This window comes from Methylobacterium sp. PvP105 (assembly GCF_017876975.1).
Taxonomy (GTDB): domain Bacteria; phylum Pseudomonadota; class Alphaproteobacteria; order Rhizobiales; family Beijerinckiaceae; genus Methylobacterium; species Methylobacterium radiotolerans.
The window spans coordinates 6,268,514-6,292,893 of sequence record NZ_JAGIPA010000001.1 but is presented as its reverse complement, the minus strand read 5'-3'; the positions used below and the strand labels follow the sequence as shown (position 1 = coordinate 6,292,893).

General features: G+C 74.4%; 16 protein-coding genes. 15 read left to right on the top strand and 1 reads right to left on the bottom strand.

Annotated elements, in window-relative coordinates:
• Nucleotides 1-35: 35 nt before the first annotated feature.
• From J3A75_RS30540 to J3A75_RS30490, 11 genes are all read left to right on the top strand, one after another.
• On the top strand, nt 36-2,780 hold the full coding sequence (locus tag J3A75_RS30540) for an ATP-binding protein (RefSeq protein ID WP_209650881.1): 2,745 nt from the start codon (nt 36-38) through the stop codon (nt 2,778-2,780).
• On the top strand, nt 2,780-3,451 hold the full coding sequence (locus tag J3A75_RS30535) for a LuxR C-terminal-related transcriptional regulator (protein WP_012321712.1): 672 nt from the start codon (nt 2,780-2,782) through the stop codon (nt 3,449-3,451). The genes J3A75_RS30540 and J3A75_RS30535 overlap by 1 nt, the downstream gene beginning before the upstream one ends.
• 231 nt (nt 3,452-3,682) lie before the next feature.
• A complete protein-coding gene (bcsS, locus tag J3A75_RS30530) occupies nt 3,683-4,426 on the top strand; it encodes a cellulose biosynthesis protein BcsS (protein WP_012321711.1) in 744 nt (247 codons plus the stop codon).
• Nucleotides 4,426-7,242 carry a UDP-forming cellulose synthase catalytic subunit gene (gene bcsA / locus J3A75_RS30525; protein ID WP_071000215.1) on the top strand — a complete coding sequence of 939 codons (2,817 nt, stop codon included), beginning with the start codon at nt 4,426-4,428 and terminating at the stop codon, nt 7,240-7,242. Before bcsS ends, bcsA begins: the two co-directional genes overlap by 1 nt.
• Nucleotides 7,243-7,249: 7 nt before the next feature.
• Complete coding sequence (locus J3A75_RS30520) at nt 7,250-9,550, top strand: cellulose biosynthesis cyclic di-GMP-binding regulatory protein BcsB (protein WP_071000214.1); 2,301 nt, start codon at nt 7,250-7,252, stop codon at nt 9,548-9,550.
• Nucleotides 9,547-10,650 carry a glycosyl hydrolase family 8 gene (locus J3A75_RS30515; protein ID WP_071000213.1) on the top strand — a complete coding sequence of 368 codons (1,104 nt, stop codon included), beginning with the start codon at nt 9,547-9,549 and terminating at the stop codon, nt 10,648-10,650. Before J3A75_RS30520 ends, J3A75_RS30515 begins: the two co-directional genes overlap by 4 nt.
• Nucleotides 10,635-12,503, top strand: a complete 1,869-nt coding sequence (locus J3A75_RS30510; RefSeq protein ID WP_071000212.1) for a hypothetical protein — start codon at nt 10,635-10,637, stop codon at nt 12,501-12,503. The genes J3A75_RS30515 and J3A75_RS30510 overlap by 16 nt, the downstream gene beginning before the upstream one ends.
• Nucleotides 12,500-13,480, top strand: a complete 981-nt coding sequence (bcsN, locus tag J3A75_RS30505) for a cellulose biosynthesis protein BcsN (protein ID WP_071000211.1) — start codon at nt 12,500-12,502, stop codon at nt 13,478-13,480. Before J3A75_RS30510 ends, bcsN begins: the two co-directional genes overlap by 4 nt.
• A 7-nt stretch (nt 13,481-13,487) precedes the next feature.
• Nucleotides 13,488-14,864, top strand: a complete 1,377-nt coding sequence (locus J3A75_RS30500) for a response regulator (RefSeq protein WP_059408634.1) — start codon at nt 13,488-13,490, stop codon at nt 14,862-14,864.
• A gap of 733 nt (nt 14,865-15,597) precedes the next feature.
• Complete coding sequence (locus tag J3A75_RS30495) at nt 15,598-16,080, top strand: nucleoside deaminase (RefSeq protein WP_012321704.1); 483 nt, start codon at nt 15,598-15,600, stop codon at nt 16,078-16,080.
• An 87-nt stretch (nt 16,081-16,167) separates the two neighbouring features.
• Complete coding sequence (locus tag J3A75_RS30490) at nt 16,168-17,556, top strand: FAD-binding oxidoreductase (RefSeq protein WP_071000210.1); 1,389 nt, start codon at nt 16,168-16,170, stop codon at nt 17,554-17,556.
• Between the two features lie 12 nt (nt 17,557-17,568).
• On the opposite strand, the gene J3A75_RS30485 is transcribed toward J3A75_RS30490, so the two are convergent.
• A complete protein-coding gene (locus tag J3A75_RS30485) occupies nt 17,569-18,666 on the bottom strand; it encodes a DUF4272 domain-containing protein (RefSeq protein ID WP_083374412.1) in 1,098 nt (365 codons plus the stop codon).
• A 238-nt stretch (nt 18,667-18,904) separates the two neighbouring features.
• Here J3A75_RS30485 and J3A75_RS30480 point away from each other — a divergent pair, with 238 nt between their 5' ends.
• The 4 genes from J3A75_RS30480 (at nt 18,905) to J3A75_RS30465 (ending at nt 24,285) form a co-directional block, all read left to right on the top strand.
• Nucleotides 18,905-19,069 (top strand): hypothetical protein, encoded by a 165-nt coding sequence (locus tag J3A75_RS30480; protein ID WP_159392773.1) that lies wholly within the window; start codon nt 18,905-18,907, stop codon nt 19,067-19,069.
• A gap of 324 nt (nt 19,070-19,393) precedes the next feature.
• Nucleotides 19,394-19,711 carry a hypothetical protein gene (locus tag J3A75_RS30475; protein ID WP_245295833.1) on the top strand — a complete coding sequence of 106 codons (318 nt, stop codon included), beginning with the start codon at nt 19,394-19,396 and terminating at the stop codon, nt 19,709-19,711.
• 58 nt (nt 19,712-19,769) lie between these two features.
• Complete coding sequence (locus J3A75_RS30470; protein WP_071000209.1) at nt 19,770-20,948, top strand: efflux RND transporter periplasmic adaptor subunit; 1,179 nt, start codon at nt 19,770-19,772, stop codon at nt 20,946-20,948.
• Nucleotides 20,949-21,096: 148 nt separating this feature from the next.
• Entirely contained in the window at nt 21,097-24,285 is a 3,189-nt protein-coding gene (locus J3A75_RS30465) for an efflux RND transporter permease subunit (protein ID WP_071000208.1), read from the top strand.
• Nucleotides 24,286-24,380 lie beyond the last annotated feature (95 nt).

Genomic DNA, 24,380 nt, shown 5'->3' with positions numbered 1-24,380 from the left:
CGCGCACAGTTCCGCGCCCGCCCGTGTCGGAGCCGATGAGCGCAGACCTGCCCCTTGCCCAGCCCGCCCGCCCCGGCGCCCCCGGTCCGGAGACCGAGGCCCTGCGCCAGATCGTCGACGCCGCGGCCGGGCTGATCCTGCGCCTCGACGGTGCGGGTCGGGTGACCTTCGCGTCCGCGGGGGGCCGGTCGATCCTCGGCGCGGGCGCCGAAGGCCTGGTCGGGCATCCGCTGCGCGACGCCCTCCACCCGGACGATGCCGGCGCCCTCGCGGACGCCGCGGGCGCGGGCCGGTCCGACACGGCGCTCGTGCGGATGCGGGGTGATCCGGGCTGGGTCGCGACGGTGCTGGTCGTGCGCGCGATCGCCGGCACGGCGGATCGGGTCGTCACGGTCCGCGCGGCCTCGGAGCCGGAGCAGACCTACGCGAACCTGCGCACGAGCCGCGACCATTACCGGGCCCTCGTCGACACGCTGCCGCAGCTCGTCTGGATGGAGCGGGCCGACACGGGCGAGACGATCTACGTCAACCAGGCCTTCGAGGCCTATTGCGGCCCGATCCCCACCACCCGCGCGGCCCGCACGGACCGGTTCCACCCCGAGGACGCCGGCCGGATCGCCGGGGCCTACGCCAAGGCCCGCGTGCAGGGCCGGTCGAGCGAGATCCAGGGCCGGGTCGCCGACCGGGCCGGCCGCTTCCGCTGGCACCAGTTCGTGGTCCGGCCCCTGCACATGGGCAGCGACCTGATCGGCTGGCTCGGCTCCGCCCTCGACATCGACGAGATCGTCAGCGCCCGGGAAGCGCTGGTCGAGAAGGGCGAGCTCCTGCGCCTGGCCCAGGAGGCGGCGGGCGCGGGCCTGTTCGACCTCGACCTCGCGAGCCGCGACCTGATCCTGTCGCCCGACAGCGCGCGCCGCCTCGGCTTCTCGGGGGACCGTCCGGCGGTGGTGAACGTCGCCGAGGGGATGCGGCGGGTCGTCCCCGCGGATCGCGCCGCGACCCTGCGGGCGGTGCGGGCGGCCGCGGCCGAGCGCAGGACCTTCGACGTCGCGTTCCGGGTGCCGGACGCGGGCGGCGGCTGCCGCTGGATCCAGGCGATCGGGCGCCCCCATCGCGACCGCGACGGCGTCGCGGCGCGGATCGTCGGCCTGACCCTCGACATCACGGCCCGGAAGGACGGCGAGCGCGCGCTGATCGCCGCCAAGGCGGCGGCCGAGGCGGCCCGCGCCGAGGCCGAGCGCGCCGACGCGGCCAAGACCGAGTTCCTCTCGGCGATGAGCCACGAGATCCGCACGCCGCTCAACGCGGTGATCGGCTTCGCCGGGCTGCTGGCCGAATCCGGCCGGCTCGACGGCGATCTCCGGCGCTACGCGGAACTCGCCGCGACCGCGGGGGCGAACCTCCGCACCGTCGTGGACGACATCCTGGACTTCTCGTCCGTCGAGGCCGGGGCGATCAACCTCGACCCCGAACCGGTCGCGCTGCGCCCCCTCGTCGATGCCTGCCTGGGCATCGTCGAGGCGCCGGCCCGCGCCAAGGGCCTCGATCTGGTCGCCCAGATCGACGCCGCGGCGCCGGACCGGCTGGTGTGCGACCCCGGGCGGCTGCGGCAGATCCTGCTGAACCTCCTCAACAACGCCGTGAAGTTCACGCCGCGGGGCCGGGTGACCGTCGACCTGTTCCACGAAGAGGCCGGTCCGCGCGGCGACACGATCCGCTTCAGCGTGACCGATACCGGGATCGGGATCGCGCCGGACCGCCAGGAGCGGCTGTTCCAGCGCTTCTCGCAGGCCGACAGCTCGATCCGCCGCGCGTATGGCGGCACCGGCCTGGGGCTGGCGATCAGCCGGCGGCTGGTCGAACTGATGGGCGGCACGATGGGTCTCGTCTCCGCGGAGGGACGCGGCTCGACCTTCTGGTTCGCCCTGACCCTGCCGCGGGCGCCGGCCGCCGCGGCCCCCGTCCGGTCGGCGCCGGCGCGGCCCGGACGCACCGGGCGCATCCTCCTGGTGGAGGACGTGGAGATCAACCGCGAGCTGGCCTGCACCGTGCTCAGGGCCGCCGGTCACGTCGTCGACGTCGCGGCCGACGGTATCGGGGCGGTCCGCGCCGTCGAGGCGGCGCCCTACGATCTCGTGCTCATGGACGTCCAGATGCCGCGCCTCGACGGCATGATGGCGACGCGGCTGATCCGCTGCCTGCCGGGCCCCGCCGCGCGGGTGACCGTCGTGGCGATGAGCGCCAACGTCCTGCCGGACCAGGTTCAGGCGTTCCGGGCGGCCGGGATGGACGACCATTTCGGCAAGCCGTTCGAGCCCCAGGAACTCTGCGCCGCCGTGGCGCGGTGGCTCGGCGACCCCGCCGGCGAACCGGCCGGCGAATCCGCCGATGCGGCCCCGGAAGACGAGCCGACCCTCGACCGCGCCCGCTACGCGGACAATATGGCGCTGATCGCCCCGGACACGCTGGCGCGGCTCCTCGGACAGTTCCAGAGCCGGGCCCGAGAGGCGTTCGCGGCCCCGGATCCCGGAACCGCCGGCACGGCGGCCGGGCGCGCGACGCTGCGCGCCGAGGCGCACGCGCTCGCGGCCGCGAGCGGTCTCCTCGGCTTCATGCCGCTCAGCCGGGCCTGCGCGGCCCTGGAACAGGCCGGCGACGACGTGACCTTCGACGCGCTGCTCGCCCGCGCCCGCGACCTCGCCGTGGCGGCCGTCGCGGAGACCCGGACGCTGCTCTCCGGCGGCCCCGCGTCCCTCCGGACCGCCTCGGGAGCGCGGTGATGACGACGACCCGACCGGGCGCCGGCGCCGAGGGCCGCGTCGCGATCCTGGCCGACGACGACGAGTTCTTCCGCCTCGCCATGGCGTCGCTGCTGTCCCGGCAGCTCGGCTTCGCGCGGGTGATCGAGACGGCGAGCCTGGACGAGGCGCTGGCCGCCCTCTCGGGGACGCCCGAGACCGCCCTGGCGCTGTTCGACCTGCAGATGCCCGGCATGGCGGGCGCGGGCTCCGTGGCGGCGGTGCGGGAATGCTACCCGGCGGTCAAGGCCGCCATCGTCTCGGCCTCCACCGCCCGGGCCGACGTGCTGACGGCGCTGGCCGCCGGCAGCCACGGCTACGTGCCCAAGACCCTCGGGACCGCGGAAGTGCTGCGGGCGGTCTCGGCGATCCTCGACGGCGCGATCTACGTGCCGCCCTTCATGGCGGACCCGCCGCCCAGCGCGGCCGCGCCGCCGGTCGGCGAGGTGTCGCTGACCCGCCGGCAGCGGGAGGTGCTCGAACGCATCGTGGCCGGGCGCTCCAACAAGGAGATCGCCCGGGAACTCGATCTCGGCGAGGGCACCGTGAAGGTGCACGTCGCCGCCCTCCTGCGCACCCTCGGCGTCGCCAACCGGGCGGCCGCGGCGGCCACCGGCCCGCGGATCCTCGCCGGACTAGGCCGGCCGGCCTAGTCCCGGCCGGCCCGTCCACAGCCTGTGGGCATCGCCGGGCCGCGGAGGAATGCCTGCGGGTGCTGCGCGGTCCCGGCGAGATCTTGCGGCGTCTACTGGATCGACTGCGAGGAAACCGCCTAATAGCGGCCTAGTCCTTCTTCGCTCTGTATTGTCCGCGTCGCGGAAAGGGGTGGTTAGGGATAGAGGCCGGATTCTGTCGGTGTCCCGCAAGTCACGTAGCGTATCGACATGCATCGCAGCCTCATCGGGTGGGCCGCGGCCCTGGCCGCGGCGGGATGCCCCGCGGCCCGGGCCGCCGACTGGTATACCGGGGCCGAGACGCCGGCCGGCCCGGATGCCTGGATCGTCGCCGTCGACACCTCGGCCGCGATCGCCTCGCAGGGGTCGCAGTTCGCCAGCGCCACCGTGACGGCCGCTCCGGCGGGCGACCTGCTCACCAGCGGCGTCCGCGTGCGGGTCGACGGGCTGATCGGATCGTACCGGGCCGAGAGCCCCGGCGCCCCCCGCGCCGTCGGCCAGCAGGCCGACCTCGCCGCGATGGCCGGCTACGCCCTCGTCGGCCCGGACAGCGTGCTCAGCGGCTTCGTGGGCCTGGCCGTGCGCCGCGACGAGGTCGCGCAATCCGGGCTGACCGAGACGGTGGCCCGCACGGGCGTCGGCCTGAAGACGGCGCTCGACTACTACGCCCGGCCGACCGCCTTCACGATGTTCCACGCGACCGGCACCTACAGCACCGCGTTCAACGCCTATTACGGCCGCGTCCGCTTCGGCATCGCGGCGCTGGCGGGCGGCTATGTCGGGCCGGAATTCGCCGCCCTCGGGGACGACTACTACCGGCAGTGGCGGGTCGGCGCGCATCTGAGCGGCATGCAGATCGGCGCGGTGCAGCTCGGCCTCTCGGCCGGCTACGTCCACGACCACGTGCGCAAGGGCGGCCTCTACACCGCCCTCGACATGCGGACGGGCTTCTGATGGCCCGCGCGACGCCCCTCGGCGGCCCGGCGCCCGCCCAGGCCCTTCCAACCGCCATCCCGGGCGCCATCACGGGCGCCATCCCGGCCGCCCCGGCGGCGCGCCCGCGCCTCCTGATGGCCCTCCTGTGGGCGACCTGGGCGCTCTGCGCCGCCCTCGCCCTCGGCTTCCTGACGCAGCCGGTGGGCCTGACGGCCCAGGGCGTGCTCTGCGCCGCCGCCGGAGCCGGGATGCTCGCGCTCTGGCTGCTGTTCCCCCGCCGGGGCCTCGCCCGGATGGCCTTCCTGGCGCTCGGCACGGCCGTGGTCATCCGTTACGCCTACTGGCGGGTGACCGGCACGCTGCCGACCCTCGACGATCCCGTCAGCTTCGGGCTCGGCGTCGTGCTGGCGCTGGCGGAACTCTACTGCGTGCTGATCCTCACGGTCAGCCTGATCATCAACGTCGCGCCGCTGGCCCGCGGCGCCGCGCCGGTCCTGCCCGAGGCGGACCTTCCCACCGTCGACATCTTCATTCCGTCCTACAACGAATCCGCCGAGATCCTGGGCCTCACGCTGGCGGCGGCGCGCAACCTCGACTACCCGGCCGGCCGCGCCACCGTCTGGCTGCTGGACGACGGCGGCACGGACCAGAAATGCGCCGACCCGGACCCCGCCAGGGCCGGCGCGGCGCGGGCCCGCCGCGCCGCGCTGCAGGCGCTCTGCGCCGGGCTGGGCGTCCGCTACCTGACCCGGGCGCGCAACGCGCACGCCAAGGCCGGCAACCTCAACAACGGCCTGACCCAGGCCCGCGCCGACCTCGTTCTGGTGCTCGACGCCGACCACGCGCCGTTCCGGCCGTTCCTGCGGGAGACCGTGGGCCTGTTCGCCCGCGACCCGAAGCTGTTCCTGGTGCAGACCCCGCACGTCTTCATCAACCCGGACCCGATCGAGCGGAACCTGCGGACCTTCACCCGGATGCCGTCCGAGAACGAGATGTTCTACGGGGTCACGCAGGCCGGCCTCGACAAGTGGAACGGCTCGTTCTTCTGCGGCTCGGCCGCGCTCCTCCGGCGGAGCGCCCTCGACGCGGTCGGCGGGTTCTCGGGCGTCACGATCACGGAGGATTGCGAGACCGCCTTCGAGCTGCACGCCCGCGGCTGGACCAGCGCCTACGTCGACCGGCCGCTGATCGCCGGCCTCCAGCCCGAGACCTTCGCCGACTTCATCGGCCAGCGGGCGCGCTGGTGCCAGGGCATGTTCCAGATCATGCTCCTGAAGAATCCGCTGTTCAAGCGCGGCCTGAAGCCGATCCAGAGGCTCTGCTACCTGTCGAGCATGACCTTCTGGTTCTTCCCGCTGCCGCGCCTGATCTTCATGCTCGCGCCGCTGCTGCACATCTTCTTCGACGTGAAGATCTTCGTCTCCTCGATCGACGAGGCGCTGGTCTACACGGCGACCTACGTGGTCGCCAACATGATGATGCAGAACTACCTCTACGGCCACGTGCGCTGGCCGTGGGTCTCCGAACTCTACGAGTACGTGCAGGGGGTCTACCTCGCCCGCTCCATCGTCTCGGTGGTGCTGTCGCCCCGCAAGCCGAGCTTCACCGTCACCAACAAGGGCCTCGGGCTCGACCGCGACCACCTGTCGGGGCTGGCGTGGCCGTTCTTCGCGATCTTCGGGGCGCTGGCGGCGGGCTGCGCGACGGCCGCGTGGCGCTACCTCTACGAGCCGGGCGTCACCAGCCTGATGCTGGTCGTCGGGCTCTGGTGCCTGTTCAACCTCGTCATCGCGGGCGCGGCCCTCGGCGTCGTGGCCGAGCGCCGTCAGACCGAGCGCAGCCACAGCCTGCCGGTGAACCGGCGCGCCGTCGCGTCGGTCGGCGGCGCCGTGTTCGAGGTCGTGGTGGAGCGCGCCTCCGCCGAGGGCTGCCGCCTGCGCCGCTGCGACGGGTCGACCTGGCCGGCCGCGGCCGAGGCCGGGAGCCCGGGCCGGATCGTCCTCGCCGAGGGGTCCGGCGCCGTTCTCGCCTTCCGCCCGCGCGCCGGCCTGTCGGGCGACACCTGGGAGGTCGCGTGGGAAGTCGCGCCTGCGGAAGCCGGCGCCCCGCTGTTCCGCGGGCTGGCCGAGCTGATCTACGGCGACGTCTCCGCCCTGCAGGCGTTCCTGTCGGGCCGGCGCCGGCCGAAGGACCTGCTCTCCGGAAGCCTCCGCTTCCTGGCCTGGGGCATCACCGAGCCGGTCCGGGCCGTCACCTACGCGCTCCGGGACCGCGGCGCCGCTCCGGCGGCCGCTCCGGAAGTCCCGGCCGCGATCGTCCCGGCGCCGGCGGCCCCCGCGGAGATCCCGCAGGCGGCGTCGATCCCCCTGCCGGTCGTCGACGTGCCCGTCGCCGAGCGGGCTGCCGCGGCCGCCGCCCCGGCGGTGCCGGCGCCCGTCGCGGTGACCGCTCCGGTCGGCGCCCCGGCGACCGCCGAGCCGGCGCCGGCCAAGCCCGTGCCCGTGCCCGTGCCCGCGCCCGCGCCCGCGCCCGCGCCGGCGCCGACCCCGCTCCCGGCGGCCGAGCCGGACGTCTCCGTCGCGATGCCGCTGACGGAAGCGGCGTGGAGGCAGGCGGTCGCCAGGCTCGCCGCGGCCGAGCCCCCCGCCGCGGCATCCGGCACGGACGCTCCCGAGCCGCGCCTCGACCCGGCCGCCTGGCTCGCGGGGATCTTCGCCCTCGCCGGCGCCGAGCGCCCCGAGCCGGCCCGCGCCGCCGACATCGTCCGCGGCCCCGACTTCCGCGCGCTCGTCCGCGCGCCCGCCGATCCCGCCGCCATCCGCTCCGCCGCCTGAGGTCCCGATGCGTCACGGCCTTCGCCCGGTCCTCGCGGCCGGCCTCCTGACCTGCGCCGCCGGCGCCTCGGCCCAGACCTTCTCGGGGGTCGGGGCGGCCCCGGTCCTGACGCTGCCGTCGCCCGAGCGGGCGCCGGTCGCCGCGCCCGCCGCGCCGCCCCCGACCGCGGCCGGCGCGGCGGACCCGGTCGTCGCCGAGCGCGGTCCGACCCTCCGGCGGCTGCCGTCGATCGCCGAACCCATGCGGCTCTGGGGCGAGAACGGCCGCCTGAGCTTCGCCTTCTACGCCACCGAGGCCGAGGCGCGGGCGGGCGGGCGCTTCCAGGTCGGCTACATGGCCGCGGTCTCGATCCTGCCCGACACCGCGCGGCTGACGCTCAGCGTCAACGGCGCCGCCCTCGGCAGCGGCGCGATCGACGGCAGCCGCGGTCTCCGCAGCCTCGCCTTCGACCTGCCCGCGGGGACGCTGGCCCGGGGCTTCAACCGGATCGACATCGCCGTGGCGCAGCGCCACCGCGTCGACTGCGCGGTCCCGGCGACCTACGAGCTGTGGACGCAGATCGACCCCGAGACGACCGGCCTCCTCGCGGTCACGGACGGCCCGCAGGCGCCGGCCGATCTGGCGGCGATCGGCGGCGGCCCCGACGGAGCGGTGCCGATCCGGCTGCTCCAGACCGGCGGGAAGCTCAGCCCGCGCGCCGTGGAGCGGGCGCTCGCCGCCCTGCAGGCCGCGGTTCTCCTCGGGGGCTTCCGGCAGCCCGCGGCGGAGTTCGCGCCGGCCGTCGAGGCCGGCGACGGGCTGGCGCTCGCGGTCGGGCGCGTCTCCGAACTGGCCGCGAGCCTGGATCTGGCGCCGCTCGGCCCCGTGACCGGGCCGCGCCTCGCCCTGCTGCCGCGGAACGCGGAGCGTCGCCCGGTCCTGGTCGTCACCGGGCCGGAGGACGCCGACGTGACCGCGGCCCTGGGGCAGCTCGAGGATCTCGCGCGCGCCGACCGGCCGGGGACGCCGCAGGGCCGCCGGGCCCTGGCCGATGCGGGCGGCCGCCCGGTCTCCGGGGGCGAGACCCTGACCTTCGCGGATCTCGGCATCCCGGACGCCCACGTCGCCGCCCGCACCCACCGGATCGCCTTCGACCTCGCGCTGCCGCACGATTTCATGCCGGCCGATTACGACAAGCTGATCCTCGACCTCGACGCCGCCTATCCGGCCGGTCTCGCCCCCGGCGCCCAGATCGTCGTGGCGATCAACGGCGCCACCGCGGCGAGCACGCCGCTGGGCCGGCCGGGCGGCGAGGCGATGACCCGGCGCGCGGTGGTCCTCCCGCTGCGGCTGCTCCGGCCCGGCCAGAACCGGATCGCGGTCCGCGCGGAGCTGCCGCGCGGGGACGACCGGGCCTGCCCGGACGAGGCGGCGGTGCCGACCGAGCGGCTGTTCCTGGCCGCCACGAGCCGCCTGACCCTCCCGCCGCTCGCGCGGATCGGCCGCCAGCCCGAGCTCGCCGAGACCGTCGCCGAGGCCTTCCCGTACGCGACGGCCGGCCGGCGCCCGACCCTCGTGGTGCCCAATCCCGATCGGGACACGATGGCGGCGGCCGCGACCCTCGCGGCGCGGCTCGGCCTCGCCGCCGGGCGGGTGCTGCCCTTCGCGTTCGCGGCCGGCCGGGCCGGGATCTCCGGGCCGGCCGTGGTGGTCTCGCCCGCCCCGGCCCTCGACGGCACCGTGCTGGCCGCCGCCGGCCTCGATCCCCGGGCCGTGTTCGACGCCTGGGCCGGGCGGGACGCCGTGCCGGCGCGCGAGAGCGGGCCGGCGCTGCGGCGGCGCGTGCTGCGGACCGACGGCCTCGCCGCCTGCAGCGCCCTGGTGCGCCCCGCGCCCGACGCCGTGGCCGAGGCCGCGACGCGGTCCGGCGCGCGGCCGCCCGCCCCCGTCCTGACGGATGCCGCCGCTCTCCTGGCCCAGGGCGTGACCGGGCCCGCCCCGGACGATCTGGTGACCCTGGTGACGGCGCCGAGTTCGGCGGGCCTGCGCGAGGCGGTGGCCTGCCTCGTCCATCCGCGGGTCTGGACGCGGCCCGCGGGGCGTCTCGCCGCGCTCTCGTCCGTCGACGGCGGCGTGGCGGTCGAGGCGGCGGCCGAGCCCCGCTACGTGGCGACCCTGGCCCCGGCCCCGGGCAACCTCCGCCGCGTCGCGGCGGGCTGGCTCTCGCTCCACGCCGGCCTCTTCGGCCTCGCCGGCCTGCTCCTGGCCGGCGGCCTCGCCGGCTCGACCCACCTGCTCGTGCGCAACCTCGGTCGGAGACCGGAATGAGCGTCCTGATAAGCGTCCTCCTGCGCGGCCTCGCCGGCCTCTGCGTCCTGACCCTCCTGGCTGCCCGCCCGGCGCTCGCCGCGACGGCCTCGGCCCCGCCCCTCGCCGGCACCCTCCGGAACGCCGAGGCGTGGCGGGCCTACAAGGCCCGGTTCGTCAGCGAGCAGGGCCGCGTGGTCGACACCGCCAACGGCGGCATCAGCCACAGCGAGGGCCAGGGCTACGGGATGCTGCTCGCGGTGGCGGCGGGCGACCGCGAGGCCTTCGAGCGGATCTGGACCTGGACCCGGGCGAACCTGATGGTCCGCGACGACCAGCTGATCGCGTGGCGGTGGGAGCCGGACAAGCGCCCCGCCGTGGCCGACATGAACGACGCCTCGGACGGCGACCTGCTCGTCGCCTGGGCGCTCACCGAGGCCGCCGAGGCGTGGCACGAGCCCGAGCATCAGGTCGCCGGCCGCCGGATCGCCGTCGAGCTCGGGCGCAAGCTGCTCCTGCCGCGCGCGCCGCAGGGTCCGCTGATCCTGCCGGCGGTGGCGGGGTTCTCGGCCGAGGATCGGGCGGACGGCCCGGTGGTGAACCTCTCCTACTGGGTCTTCCCGGCCCTCGACCGGGTCGGCCTGCTCGCGCCCGAGTTCGACTGGCGGGCGCTCGCGCGCAGCGGGCGCCGGCTGATCGCGGCCGCCCGCTTCGGGTCGCAGCGGCTGCCCGTGGAGTGGATCTCGCTGTCCGGGGCCGCGCCCCGCCCCGCCGACGGGTTCCCGGCGGAGTTCGGCTACAACGCGCTGCGGATCCCGCTCTACCTCGCCATGGCGGGCATCACCGAGCCGGATCTCTACGCGCCGTTCCTCGCCCTGTGGCAGAAGCCCGAGGCCGGGCTGGCGCTGGTCGAGACCGGGACCGGACGGGTCGCCGCGCGGCTGACCGAGACCGGCTACGCCGCCATCCCGGCGCTGGCCGCCTGCGCGAGCCGCGGTGCGCCGTTCCCGGCGGCCCTGACGCGCGTCCGCGCCGAGAGCGAGAACTACTACCCCGTTACCCTGCAGCTGCTGGCCCTGGCGGCCCTGAACGCGCGGTACCCGGCATGCGCACCGCGCTGATCCTCGCCGCCCTGCTGGCCGCCGCTCCGGCCGCCGCCGCCGGCGCGACCGCCGGGCCCGCCGCCAGGCCGGACGAGACCGCCCTGCGCTACTACGCGAGCCAGCACCAGCGCGCGCGGGTGGAGGCCGAGACGGAGCGGCTGCGGCGGCGCCATCCCGGCTGGCAGCCGCCGGCCGATCTCTGGACCGCGCGCGCCGGCGGCGAGGACGAGGACGGCCTCTGGGACCTGCTCGGCGCCGGCCGCGACGCCGATCTCGCCGCCGCGCTCGCCGCCCGCGCCCGGGCCGAGCCGGGTTGGACGCCCTCCCCGGCGCTGCAGTCCGCCCTGTCCGCGCGCGCGCTGCGCGAATCCTGCCTGTCCCTCGCCAGGGCGGGCCGCTGGCCCGACCTCGCGACCCTCGCCGCCGGCCGCGCCGCCGACATCGCCGCGGCCGACGCCGAGGTGGTCTGGGCCGTCGCCGAGGCCTACGGCCGGACCGAGCGGCCCGAGAAGGCCTACGACCTGCTGCGCGGCGCGCTCACCGGCGGCCGGTTCGGGCCCGAGGAGCGGCGGGTCAGCCTGCTGCGGGCGATGCAGATCCTGCCGATGGCCGATGTCGACCGGCTGGCCGCCCTCGGCGAGGCCCGGGACCTGGACGCGATCCGCGTCGACCTCATCCGCGGCCGGATCGGCGCCGTGCTCCACGACGAGGCCGGGCAAGCGGTCTCGGCCCACGACCTCGCGGCGTTCGAGGCCTACGCGGAGGCCGCGCACGATCCCGACCAGGCCGCCCTCGTCGCGTGGCTGGCGTTCAAGCGGCGCGACCTGCCGACGGCCCTCGCGTGGTTCAAGCGCGCCGTCGCGCGGGGCGGCGACGCCATGGTGGCGCACGGCCTCGCCCACACCCTCCGTCTCCTCGGCCGGCGGCGCGACGCGGAGGACGTCGCCTACGCGTGGCGGGCGCCGCTCGTGAACAACAGCCTCCTGTTCATCGACCTGCTGGAGACGGATCTGACCCGGGCGGACCCGCCCGCCATCGAGCCGGAACGGCTCAGGCGCTACGCCGAGGTCACCCTGGCGACGGCCTCGGGCGAGGGCGCGCAGGCCCTCGGCTGGTACGCCTACAACCGCTGCCAGTTCGACACGGCCCTGGGCTGGTTCCGGCGCGCCGTGGCTTGGTACCCCAAGGAGGCGACGGTCTACGGCTACGCCCTGTCGCTGCGCCGGACGCGCCAGGAGCGCACCTTCCTGGAGGTCGTGAACCGCTACGACGGGCTGTTCCCGCGGGTGGTCGACCTGCTGTTCCAGAGCGCCGCGGCCCGGCCGATGCCCTGCGAGGCGCCGGAGTCCCGGACCGCCAGGGCCGAGCCCGCGGCGAGCGCCGGCTATCTCGAACTCGCCGCGGTCACCGGCCCGGCCGCGCGCGGCCGCGTGCCGCCGCCCGACGAGATCGCCGCCGGCCGGACGCCGGCGCCGCCGGCGATCCGGCGCAGCGACTTCCCGGTGGCGGTGCTCATGGAGAACGACCTGCGCGCCGCGCCGACCGGGAGCCCGGTCACCGAGGCGCGCTGGTCGGCGCGGCCGCGCGGCCGCGCGCCCACGGTCGCCCGCCGCGTGCCGGGCGTCGGGCCGATGCCCTACGAGCGCTACGGCTTCGCGCTCCTGCCGGCCTGGAACGGCGGCGAGCAGGCGAGCCAGCCGAGCGCCGCCGACAGCCCGGCGCCGCGGGGGACCCTCTGGGCCGAAGAGCAGGCCGCGCGGGCCGGAACGGAGCCGGGCGGCCCCGCGGACCGGGAGGCGCCGGCGACCACGGGCGCCCTCGGCGCGCGGCAAGCGATGCGTAACCAGACCGTGCGAGAGACGACGCCGTGACGTTCCCTGTCCGCCCCCTCCGCGCCCTGGCGCTGACCGCCCTCCTCCTCGGCGCCTGCACGGCCCGGGACGCGGCGCGCTCCGTCGCCGGAACCCCGCGCTACGCCAGCCTGGACGCGATCGCGGACGGGCGGCTGCCGGCCTCGGCCGATCCCGGCCGTCCCGCCACGCCGATGGCCGTCCTGCCGGACTGGGCGGGCCGGCCGGTGCGACTGCGGGAGCACGACGGCGCCGACGCCTTCGAGCAGGCCGTGTCGCTGAGCCCCGCGCCCCGCGGCGCGGGGGGCGAGAACGGCATCCTGCTGCGCATGCCCCGCGGCAGCGCGGCCGGGGAGGCGAGCCCCGCCGGCGGCCGGCCGACCGAGACCGGCATCCGCGCCGAGCTCGCCGCGGCCTTCCCCGGAACGGCGATGCAGGTCGTGACCCGGCCCGCCGCCAACGCCTACGGGCCCTACGGACTCGCGGTCGGCCGGGCGGCGGGGGGCGCCCGCTGCCTCTACGCCTGGCAGTGGATCGCCGCCGCCCCCGATCTCGACCCGGCCTCCGGGCGATCCGGCCCGGTGTCCCTGCGGATCCGGCTCTGCCGCGACGACATCACCCTCGAGGCGATGGCCGCCGCGATCACGCAGATCACGCTCGTGCCACGCCACGCGGGAACGCCCGTCGCGGGCCCGTCGGCGGCGCGGCCCGTCCCCGCGGCGCGGCCCCGCACCGCGGGCCGTATTCCGGCCGCGGCGCGGGATCCCGCCCCGGTCGCCCGGGCCGCGGTCGCCGCGACCGCCCCGCCGCCGGGCCGGCGCTACCTGGGCGTCGCCGAGGCGCCGGACGGCGGGCGCGGGCCCCAGGACGCGGGTCCGGCCGCGCTGCGGCAGGCCTCGATCGGCGCACCGCCCTCCATCCAGGCCGAGGCGAGCGGCGCCGACCTGCCACCCGAGGCGCTCCGCGGCCCGGTCGCCCGGACCGGGATCCGCCCGTGAGGATCGCATGACCGACCGTATCCTGCTGGTCGAGGACGATCCCGGCTCGCGCGACCTGATCGGCGCCCTGCTGGCGGCGCGCGGCGACGCGTTCGACTGCGCGGCCGACGGGTTTCTGGGCCTGCGGCTCCTGAGCGAGCGCCGCCACGCCGTCGTGCTCATCGACTACCACCTGCCCGAGATGGACGGGTACGCTCTCGCGCGGCTGATGCGCGAGATCGTCGGCGCGCAGGGGCGCGTCCGCCTCGTCGGGATCACGGCCGACCGGCACGGCCTGGCGTCGCGCCGGGGCGCCGACGCGCTGTTCGACGCGATCCTGGTCAAGCCGGTCGAGCCCGACCTGCTGTACGCGACGCTCGACCGCCTGCGCGCGCCCGACGCGGCGCCGGACGCGGCGTCGGACGGGCCCGCGGGCGTCGCACCGGACCCGTCGCCGAGGCCCGCCGACGAGGCGCCGGCCGAGGCGCTGTGGCGGCGGCGCGGCCTCCCGGGGCGCCCGCGCGCCGCCCTGTACCCGGATCTCGGCGCCGAGGCGGCCGCCGCGGTGGGCCACGCCTTCCGCCTCGCCCCCGTGGCGGAGGCCGATCTCATCCTGATCGGCGCGGCGGAGGGTCTCGCGCAGAGCCGGGCGCTGCCGCCGGGAAGCCCGGGCCACCTGCTCCCCACCGTCGATCTGACCGGACGTCTCGGCCACGCCTGCGACGCGACGTTCCGGGTGGACGATCCGGCCGCCTGGACGGCGCTGGCGCAGACCTGCCGCGCCTTCGCCGAGCGCCGCGCGGGACTCGCCGCCGCGGTTCGGGATTCGGACGATCCGGCCTGCCGGCTGCTCAGCTGGCTCCACGTCGGCGCCCGCAGCCTGCCCCTGTCGGCCGCCGAGGCGCCGGCGCCCATCCTGGCGGCCGGGCTGGTCCGCAGCGCCGCCATGGCGGCGATCCTGGCCCTGACGGAGCAGGAACTGGCCGCCTGCGTGCCGGCCGGAGGCGGGCTGGCGGTCAGCCTCACGCCGGCCGGGCTGTCGGCCGCGGCGGCCGGCCTTGCGGCGGCTCCGGCCGCGCGCCCGGCGCCCGATCCGGAACCTGTCCGCGACGCGGCGCGGGTCGAGCGCCTCCGCGACGCGATCGGCGCGGCCGAGGTCGCGCGCCTGACCGGCGACCTGCGGGCGCGCCTCGAGGCGGCGTTCCCGCCCGGAACCCCGCGCCCGACGATCGCCCAGGAGGCGCACGCCCTGATCGCCATGGCGGGCAGCCTCGGCTACACGCGCCTGGCGGCGGCGTGCCGGACCCTCGAGGCCGCCGTGACCGGCGGCTCGGACGAGGCGGACGCCCTCGGGCACGTCAGGGGCGCCATCCGCGACGTCCTCGCGGAGCGTCCGGCCGCCTGATCGCCCGATTCCGGGACGACCCGCGATCCGGGCCGGCACCAGCGACTGGAAGATCGCCCCGCGAAGCCTGGAGGTCCCGGATCGGTCGCGCCGTCGCCCCGCGCGGCGGCGCCGCCCCCTCCGACCCGGATCGCGGTGCCCTGAGGCGGGATTGCCCGGCCGTGACGGGACGGATTATTTCTTGTCCGTCCGTCTCAGCCGGGGCGCCGCCGCCCCGATCGAGGGCCGCGGCCGCGGCCGCAACGCGCCGGATGTGCTGCCCGGATCGGCCTGCCGGCAACATTGATCAGCTATTCACGGCCGCTCTATTGCATTCTTGGACATTTACAATTCCACCGCGATCGATTGTCCGGAAGCGTTGACGGGGCTCCGTCGACCCTGTCTATCCTGTCGACAGAGACATCGTAGCCGCGCGTTATTGGCTGACGAACATGCGCTTCGCGGGACGCACGGTCTCAGCCGGACGTCCCGCACCGCGCCACGCCCCGTCGCCGATCCTGCCCGCGCAGATCGACGGCGGTCGCGTGCCCGTCGCGGCCGACACCGCTCGGCCGTACCGCGCGGCGACGTTGCTCAACCCGACGGCAATGTCGGCCGGCCGATCCCGAGTCGTTAAGCACGCCTTGAAGTCTAGTGCGGTTCGACACAACAAACGGGATCGCCCCTCGATAAGCAAGTCTCCGCGGTTCACAGTCTCGATCAGCCGACCCGTTTCGCGACGACAGAGGTTCCAATGTCTGACAACCACGAGAAGTTCATGGCCCGGGCGATCGCCCTGTCGGAGAAGACGTCACTGGTCGACAGCGCCGGCGGCGTGTTCGGCTGCGTGATCGTCCAGGACGGCGAGATCATCGCCGAGGGCGCCAACCGCGTCGTCGCCGAGAACGACCCGACCTGGCACGGCGAGATCGAGGCCATCCGGAAGGCCTGCAAGGCGCAGGGCAGCTTCAAGCTCCGGAACGCGACGCTCTACACCAGCGCCGAACCCTGCCCGATGTGCATGGCGGCCGCCTACTGGGCCGGCGTCAAGAACGTCTACTACGCGGCGCAGGTCGAAGACGCGCTGGAGTACGGCGGCTTCGACGACAGCATGATCTACGCCGAACTCAAGAAGGATGTCGGCGAGCGCTCCATCCCGACCCAGCAGATCATGCGCGAGGAGGCCGTCGAGGTCTGGAAGAAGTACGCGCAGAAAGCGGACCGCGTCCCCTACTGAGGGCCGGATCGCGAGATCGGCCGTCCTGTTCCGCCCGCTCAGGCCCCCTCGCCCGAGCGGGTCTCCCCGCCCGCGCAGTGCCTGGACATGAATGCTGAGAGCCTGAGGACGGTCTGCAGAGGCCCGGTCATCGACGCGGGCGACCCGCAGTTCCGGGACGCCCTTCACGGGAACCTGTGGAACAGACTGATCCCGGACCGGGCACCGCAGATGATCGTCAAGGCGGCCGACGAGGACGACATCGTCGCCACGGTGACGTTCGCCCGCGCGCACGGCCTCAAGGTGGTCGTCCGCGGCGGCGGCCACAATTGGTGCCAGCCGACCCTGCGCAACGGCGGGATCCTGATCGACCTCGGGAGCCTCGACAAGATCCTGGCGATCGACGTCGCGCAGCGCCGGGCCGTCATCCAGCCCATTCTCAGCAACCGCGACATCCAGAAGGCGCTCAACGGCCACGGCCTCGCCTTCCCGACCGGCCACTGTCCTCAGGTCAAGGCCAGCGGCTACTTCCTCGGCGGCGGCATGGCCTGGAACCCCACGGTCTGGGGCTACGGGACCGAGAGCCTCGAGGCGATCGAGCTCGTCACCGCCCAGGGCGACTTGATCCGGGCCAGCGAGACCGAGAACCCGGACTTCTTCTGGGCCGCGCGCGGCGCAGGCCCGGGCTTCTTCGGGATCGTCACGAAGTATTTCCTCAAGCTCCACGCGCTGCCGAAAGCCATTCACGGGAGCGAGTACTTCTATCGCCTCGAGGACGCGCCGGCCATCGGCAGGTGGCTCGGCGAGGCGGCGCCGACGATCGCGCCGAGCGTCGAGCTGACCCAGTTCCTCGTCAAGGCGCCGCCCGCGCTGGCCGCGCAGGCGGCGGCCCAGAACGGCTGGGTCTGCATGGTCACCGCCACCGCCTTCGAGGACACACCGGAGGCGGCGCGGCGCGCGCTGGCGCCGCTGGACGGCGCACCGGTCGCGCCCCTGTCGCGCGCGCGGGCGACGCCCCTCGACTTCGAGCAGCTCTTCGACGCGTCCGGCGCGCTCTTCCCGGAGGGCGTGCGCTCCCGGGTCGAGGCCACCTACTCCAATCACTGCCCCGGCGCGCTGATGGCCGCCATCCTGCCGCTGTGGCGGAGCGCGCCTTCGGCGACCTCGGTGTTCCTGTCGACGATCTTCTGCGGGCCCGACGTCCCGGGGCCGCAGCGGGACATGGCCCGCTCCATGACCTCGAAGGTCTATGGCGGCCCCTGGACCATGTGGCGCGAGGCGGACGACGACCAGGCCAACGCCGCGTGGCATCAGGCGGTGATCGCCGCGCTGAAGCCGTTCAACATCGGCTACTACATCGGCGAGACCGACACGGTCGAGCAGCCCGAGATCGTCGCCCAGGCGTTCACGCCCGAGAAGTGGCAGAGGCTGTGCGCGCTGCGCGACAAGCACGATCCGGACCGCGTGTTCTTCGACTACTTCGACGGTCTCCGCTGAGCCGAGGTGCGGTCACGTCGGCGTGTCGATCGCGTCCCACGGCGTGTCGCGGTCGTTCTGGAAGCCGGTCAGCCAGTTCAGCGCGACGTGACGCTCCGCCACGACGTCGCCGTTGAGCCCCGCGGGGGCCACTCCCTTCTGCCGCGCCTGCCGGACGACCCAGTGCTCCCGCCACGCGCGGTCCAGCGCCTCCAGGATCTCGCCGGGCGGCCGCAGGCGCGCGACATCCGCCGCGCCCGCGTCCTGCGCGAGCGGCGCGACTGCCCGCCAGAGCGCGTCCACGTCGGCCGCGGCGTCGCTGTCGGCGATCCGGGCCGCGCTCGCGCCGAGCGTCCACAGCAGGGTGTTCGCGGCCTCGTAGCGCCAGGACGCCGCCGCGGCGTCCCTGGGGTCCGCCGCCTCGATCCGGGCGCGCTCGGCCGGCGACAGGGAAGCGAAGCCGGTGGGATTCAGCGCCCTATGTCCCGGCGCGATCAGCGTCGTGCCGGCGCCGAAGGCCTGCCCCCAGGCGGCGATGTAGAGCAGTGCCAGAGCCCGCCGGAGCACCTCCGCCGGTGGTCGAAGTGCCAACTCCGCCTCGCCGAGCGCGGGGGGCATGCCGGCCGGCGGCTTCGGGTCCAGGTTCCCCAGCCGCTCCAGGGTCCGGGCGCGGCGCGCGACGGCGTCGGGCGGATAGGGCAGGCGCGCCGCGGGATCCGTCTCACCCGCGGCCGACATGAGGAGCGCCATGTCGGGCGCGCGCACCGAGCCGTCCGGCAGGAAGAGGACGGCGTTCGCCGCGAGCGCCCAGGCCTCGACGCGCGGCAGATCGGGCGCGGCGACCGCGAAGCTGACGTGGTTGCGGACGCGCTGCAGGTGGCGCCACAGGTGGTAGCGCAGGGCGGTCATCTGGCCGTCGCCCCGTCCCATGACGTAGCCGATGAACCCGTCGAGATGCGGCTGCAAGGCGGGGTCGGACAGGTCCCGACGCCCGTTCGGCTCGTGGGGGAAGGCCAGCGCGGGCAGGTCGCGCACGGTCGCGTAGGCGTTGACGAGAAGCGGCTCGTCCGGCGGCGCCTCCGCCGCCGGTGCCGCATCGGCGCGTCCGAACAGCCGCTTCAGCAGATTCATGTCTCTCCCTTCCGGTCTTCCCGTGAAGCGGCGCCGTCGGGTCTGCGGCCGCGGAAGCGGGCGCGCGCACAGTGAGGCGGGCGCCCCGGCCGGGCAAGGCGCACCGCGCGCGCCCGGACGATCCTCCCCGAGCCGGCCGCGCCGGCGCCCGGCGAACGCTCACCCGAACGGCCCGGGCGCCGGGCCGCGGACGCGAGCCCGCCCGCTCCGCGCCGGAGGCGGAGCCCTCGCCGACAGGATGGGCGCGCTCAAGCCCGAGGCCCTCGTCGTCGGCCGCACCGGGGGCTTCTTCGTCAGCGCAGGCCCGGCGCCGGCCGACGACACGCCGACGACACGCCGACGACACGCCGACGACGGCGGGCGCGGCCCGAACGATTGTACAGTCGCCCCGCGCGCACGCTGAACCGATCCAGCGCCCGGGAACACGCTTATACTTTATATAATAACCTTTTCTCTCTATCGATCTTACGTATCCGGTGGATATCGCAGATATCGCCTCGCCGATATGCCGGTCGCCGGCCATGTTAGGTAGTATGCCCTGGTTGATAACAATTTTTGTTGCGACAACTCGGCGGCGAGCTATGCTATCGATACAGGATAGGCAACCGAATCGAGTCGGTCTTGCGTATCGAACCTGTATTGCCGCAGGGCACGGCAACCGTTCGGGGCTGCCAAAACACGGATCGACCGGGCTACCCGGTCGAGGCGACGCGCGGGTGTGCCGATCATGATGTTTGCTGTCCCCGCCCTGCTGTTGGAGCTGGCGTTGACGACGCCGGCCTCGGACAAGATGCCGGTCTTCGACGTTCGTGGCAGCTGCCGGGCGGCGACGCAGGAGATGACCCTCGATGTCGGTCGGCAGAAACTCTGCCTCCAGGACGAGGGATCGGCCCGCGCCGAGGTGGCCAAGAAGTGGTCCAGCTTCCCGGCGGTCGACCGGACGCGCTGCGCGGCGGAAGCCCAGCTCGACGGCCTGCCCAGCTACGTCGATCTGCTGGAGTGCCTGACCCTCGCCCGGGAAGCCAAGGCCGAGGACGGCCAGTAGCCGCGGCTGGACCGAGGCCGAAGACCGTCCCGTAACGCTCTCAGGTTGAGGGTCGACCGTGCCGATCGTGTTTCAGCTCCCCGGATCCCTCCGTCTCCTCGTCCTGGCCGCCATCGCGGGACTCGCCGCCGGCTGCCACGATTCGAACCAGTACGTCCCGCCGCCGCCGCCCACCGTCTCGGTCGCGCAGCCGGCCATGCGCACGGTGACGCGCTACTTCGAGCTCACCGGCAACACCAAGGCCTTCGCGGCCGTCGAACTCGAGGCGCGGGTCCAGGGCTTCCTGGAGGCGATCACCTACAGGGACGGCGCCGTCGTGAAGAAGGGCGCGCCGCTCTTCTCCATCCAGCGCAACACCTACGAGGCGCAGCTCAAGCAGGCGCAGGGCGCCCTGGCGGCGCAGCAGGCCACCCTGGCGAACGCCCAGTCCGAGTATCAGCGCCAGTCCACGCTGGGCCGGCAGGAATTCGCCTCGCAGGCGCGCGTCGAGGACGCGAAGACCAAGCTGGACCAAGCCAGCGCCGCCCTCATGGAGGCGCAGGCCAATCTCGACATCGCCACCATCAATCTCGGCTACACGCAGGTCTCGGCGCCCTTCGACGGCGTGGTCACCAACCACCTCGTGGATGTCGGGGCGCTCGTCGGCATCAGCGGGCCGACCAAGCTGGCGCAGCTCGTGCGCATCGATCCGCTCTACGTCTACTTCAACGTCAGCGAGCAGCAGGTTCTGCTGGTCAAGCAGCACCTGCTCGCGACGCAGCGGACGCTGGGCGACCTGTCCAAGATCCCGGTGGAGATCGGCCTGCAGACCGAGACCGGCTATCCCCATACCGGCAAGCTCGACTACCTCGCGCCGCAGGTCGACCCGTCCACCGGCACGCTGATGGCCCGGGCGCTCATCGAGAACGGCGACCACGCGCTCCTCCCGGGCCTGTTCGTGCGGGTCCGGATCCCGGTCGGACGCCAGGATAAGGCCCTGCTGGTCCGCGACGACGCCATCGGGACGAACCAGCAGGGCAGCTACGTGCTCACGGTCGGGGCCGACGATGTCGTTTCCCAGCGGGTGGTGACGCTCGGCCCCCGGGACGGGCGCTACCGGGTGATCGAGACGGGGCTCGCGCCCGGCGACTGGGTCGTCACGGACGGCATCCAGCGGGCGATACCGGGCGCGAAGGTCGCCCCCCAGAGGGCGGCCGTGGCCGACGCCTCGTCCGAACCGGCGCCGCCCCAGCGGTGAGAGATCGGCCGCGGGACCCGGCCGCGCCGACGCGGCCCCGGGTCTGCGGCGCCGATCCTCCCCGCGCCCGGGGGCCGGCCTCCGCCAAAGCGCGTCCCGCCGATGCGGTGGGACGGCCCCTGAGACGCCGGCACCGAGGGCCAACGGCATGATCTCGCGCTTCTTCATCGAGCGGCCGGTCCTGGCCAACGTGCTGGCCCTGGTCATGGTGCTGATCGGCGCGGTGTCGCTGCTCAACCTGCCGGTGTCCCAGTATCCCAACGTCGTGCCGCCGACGGTCCAGGTCACCACCCGCTATCCGGGCGCGAGCGCCCGCACGGTGGTCGACACGGTGGCGCTACCGATCGAGCAGCAGGTCAACGGCGTCGAGGGCATGCTCTACATGCAGTCGACCAGCGCGAGCGACGGCACCTACACGCTCACGGTCACCTTCGCGATCGGGACGGACGGCGACCAAGCCCAGGTGCTGGTGCAGAACCGGGTCGCGATCGCGATGTCGTCGCTGCCGCAGGCGGTCCAGGTTCAGGGCGTCACGACCCAGAAGAAATCCACCGCGGTCCTGCAATTCGTGACACTGTCGGCCAGCGACGGGAAGTTCGACAGCCTGTTCCTGTCGAATTACGGCGTCATCAACGTGCAGAACGAGCTGGCCCGGCTGCCCGGCGTCGGCAACGTCACGGTGTTCGGCGCGGGCCAGTACGCGATGCGGATCTGGCTCGACCCCGACCTCGTCCAGGCCCGCGGCCTCACCCCCGACGCCATCATCAACATCGTGCAGCAGCAGAGCCAGGAGGTCACCGCGGGCGCCGTCGGGATGCCGCCGGTCCCGGCCGGACAGGACTTCCAGTACACCCTCAACGTCAACGGGCGGCTCAACAACGCCCCGGACTTCGAGAACATCGTCATCAAGGCGGACGCGCAGGACGGGGGCCGCATCACCCGCCTGCGCGACGTCGGCCGGGTCGAGCTCGGCGCGCAGACCTACAGCCAGTCCTTCACGCTGAACGGGCAGCCCGCCGCCGGCATCGGCATCTACCAGCTGCCCGAGGCGAACGCGCTGACGGTGGCGAACGCGGTCCGCGCCCGGATGGCCGAGCTCGCGAAGACCTTCCCGTCGGGCCTCGTCTACGCCATCCCGTTCGACACGACGGAGTTCGTGCAGGCCTCGATCCACGAGGTCTACAGGACGCTGTTCGAGGCGGCCGTGCTGGTCCTGATCGTCATCCTGGTCTTCGTCCAGGACTGGCGCGCCATGCTGGTGCCGGCGACGACGGTGCCGGTGACCATCATCGGCGCCTTCGCGGCCATGGCGGCGATGGGCTTCAGCGTGAACCTCTCGACGCTGTTCGCCATCGTGCTGGCCATCGGCATCGTGGTGGACGACGCCATCGTGATCGTCGAGGGGGTGTCCCACCACATCGACGCGGGCCTCTCGCCGCGGGCGGCGGCCGAGAAGGCGATGGAGGAGCTGTTCGGCCCGATCATCGGCATCACCCTGGTGCTCATGTCGGTGTTCGTGCCGGCCGCGTTCCTCCCCGGCCTGACCGGGCAACTCTACAAGCAGTTCGCCCTGGTGATCGCCGCGACCGCGCTGATCAGCGCGATCAACGCCGCCACCCTGAAGCCGACCCAGTGCGCCCTGTGGCTGCGCAAGCCGGTGCCGCCGGAGAAGCGGAACGTGTTCTACCGCGGCTTCAACCGCGTCTACGGCGTCCTGGAGAACGGGTACGCCCGGCTGATCGCCAGCATGGTCCGGCGCAGCGGCCTGATGGTCGCCGCGGCACTCCTGCTGATCGGTCTCGCCGGATGGGGGCTCACCCGCCTGCCCACCGCCTTCCTGCCCACCGAGGATCAGGGCTACGTCCTGATCGGCGCGCAGCTGCCGGACGGGGCCTCGAAGGAGCGCACCGACGCCGTGATGCAGCGGATCAGCGCCCAGGCGAAGGCGACGCCGGGCGTCGACAACGTCCTCTCGATCAGCGGCATCTCGGTCCTCGACTCGAACGCCACCCTGCCCAATGCCGGCGTCGCCTACGTGGTTCTCAAGAACTGGGACGCCCGCGCCGGGGAGAAGGGCCAGGATCTGCGCAGCCTCTACGAGCGCTTCAACACGATGCTGGCGGGCGTCGAGGACGCCGACACCTTCGTGCTGATCCCGCCGCCGATCCAGGGCATCGGCAACGCCAGCGGCTTCACCATGCAGATCGAGCTGCGCAACGGCGACTTCGACTACCCGCTGCTGGAGAGCCTCGCCCGGACGATCGTCGCCGACGGGAACGCGCAATCCGGGCTGCGGAAGCTCAACACCTCGTTCCGGGCCGGCGTGCCGCAGATCGCGATCGCGGTGGACCGGGTCAAGGCCGAGGCCCTCGGCGTGACGGTCGGTCAGGTCTTCTCGACGCTCTCGAGCTACGTGGGCTCGTCCTACGTCACGCAGTTCAACAAGTTCGGCCGAACCTTCCAAGTCTACGTGCAGGCCGCGCCCGATTACCGGCTCCGTCCCGAGGACGTCGAGAACCTGAAGGTGCGCGCCGGCAACGGCGTGATGGTACCCCTCGGCACCGTCGTGGAGATCAGAACCGTGCAGGGCCCGTCCCTGATCAGCCTGTACAATCTCTACCCGACGGCGACGATCGTCGGCGGGGCGGCACCGGGCTTCAGCTCCGGGCAGGCGCTGGACCTGATGCAGCAGATCGCCGCGAAGGTGCTGCCGCCGGGCACGGGCTACGACTGGACGGCGATGTCGTACCAGGAGAAGGCGGTCGGCGCGCAGATCTACCTCGTGTTCGGGCTCGCCATCCTCCTCGTCTACCTGGTCCTGGCCGGCCAGTACGAGAGCTGGATCCTGCCGCTGGCGGTCCTGCTCGGCGTGCCGCTGGCGCTGCTGGGCACGGTCGGGGCGCTGCTGCTGCTCGGCGTCGCCAACAACCTCTACACGCAGATCGGCCTGATCCTGCTGATCGCGCTGGCGAGCAAGAACGCCATCCTGATCGTCGAGGTCGCCCGCGAGAAGCGGCAGTCCGGCCTCGACATCGCGGCCGCCGCCGTGGAGGCGGCGCGACTGCGCTTCCGCCCGATCCTGATGACCTCATTCGCCTTCATCCTCGGCGTCCTGCCCCTCGTCACCGCCTCCGGGGCCGGGGCCGCGGCGCGCAAGTCCATCGGCATCACGGTGTTCAGCGGCATGCTCGCCTCGACCTGCCTGGCGGTGCTGTTCGTCCCGTCCTTCTACGTGATCCTGCAGCGCCTCGAGGAGCGCCGCGCGCGCGGGCGGCAGCCCGGGCCGGTCGCCGCCCCGCCCGCGCCCGGGACAGCCCCCGAGACCGGTCCCGCGTGAGCCGGAGCGCGGATACGGCTCACGCCCGACCGGCCCACGACCGGCGCCGCGGCCGCCGCGCGCCGCCGCTTCCTCCGGCGCGCGCCGCGCCGGAT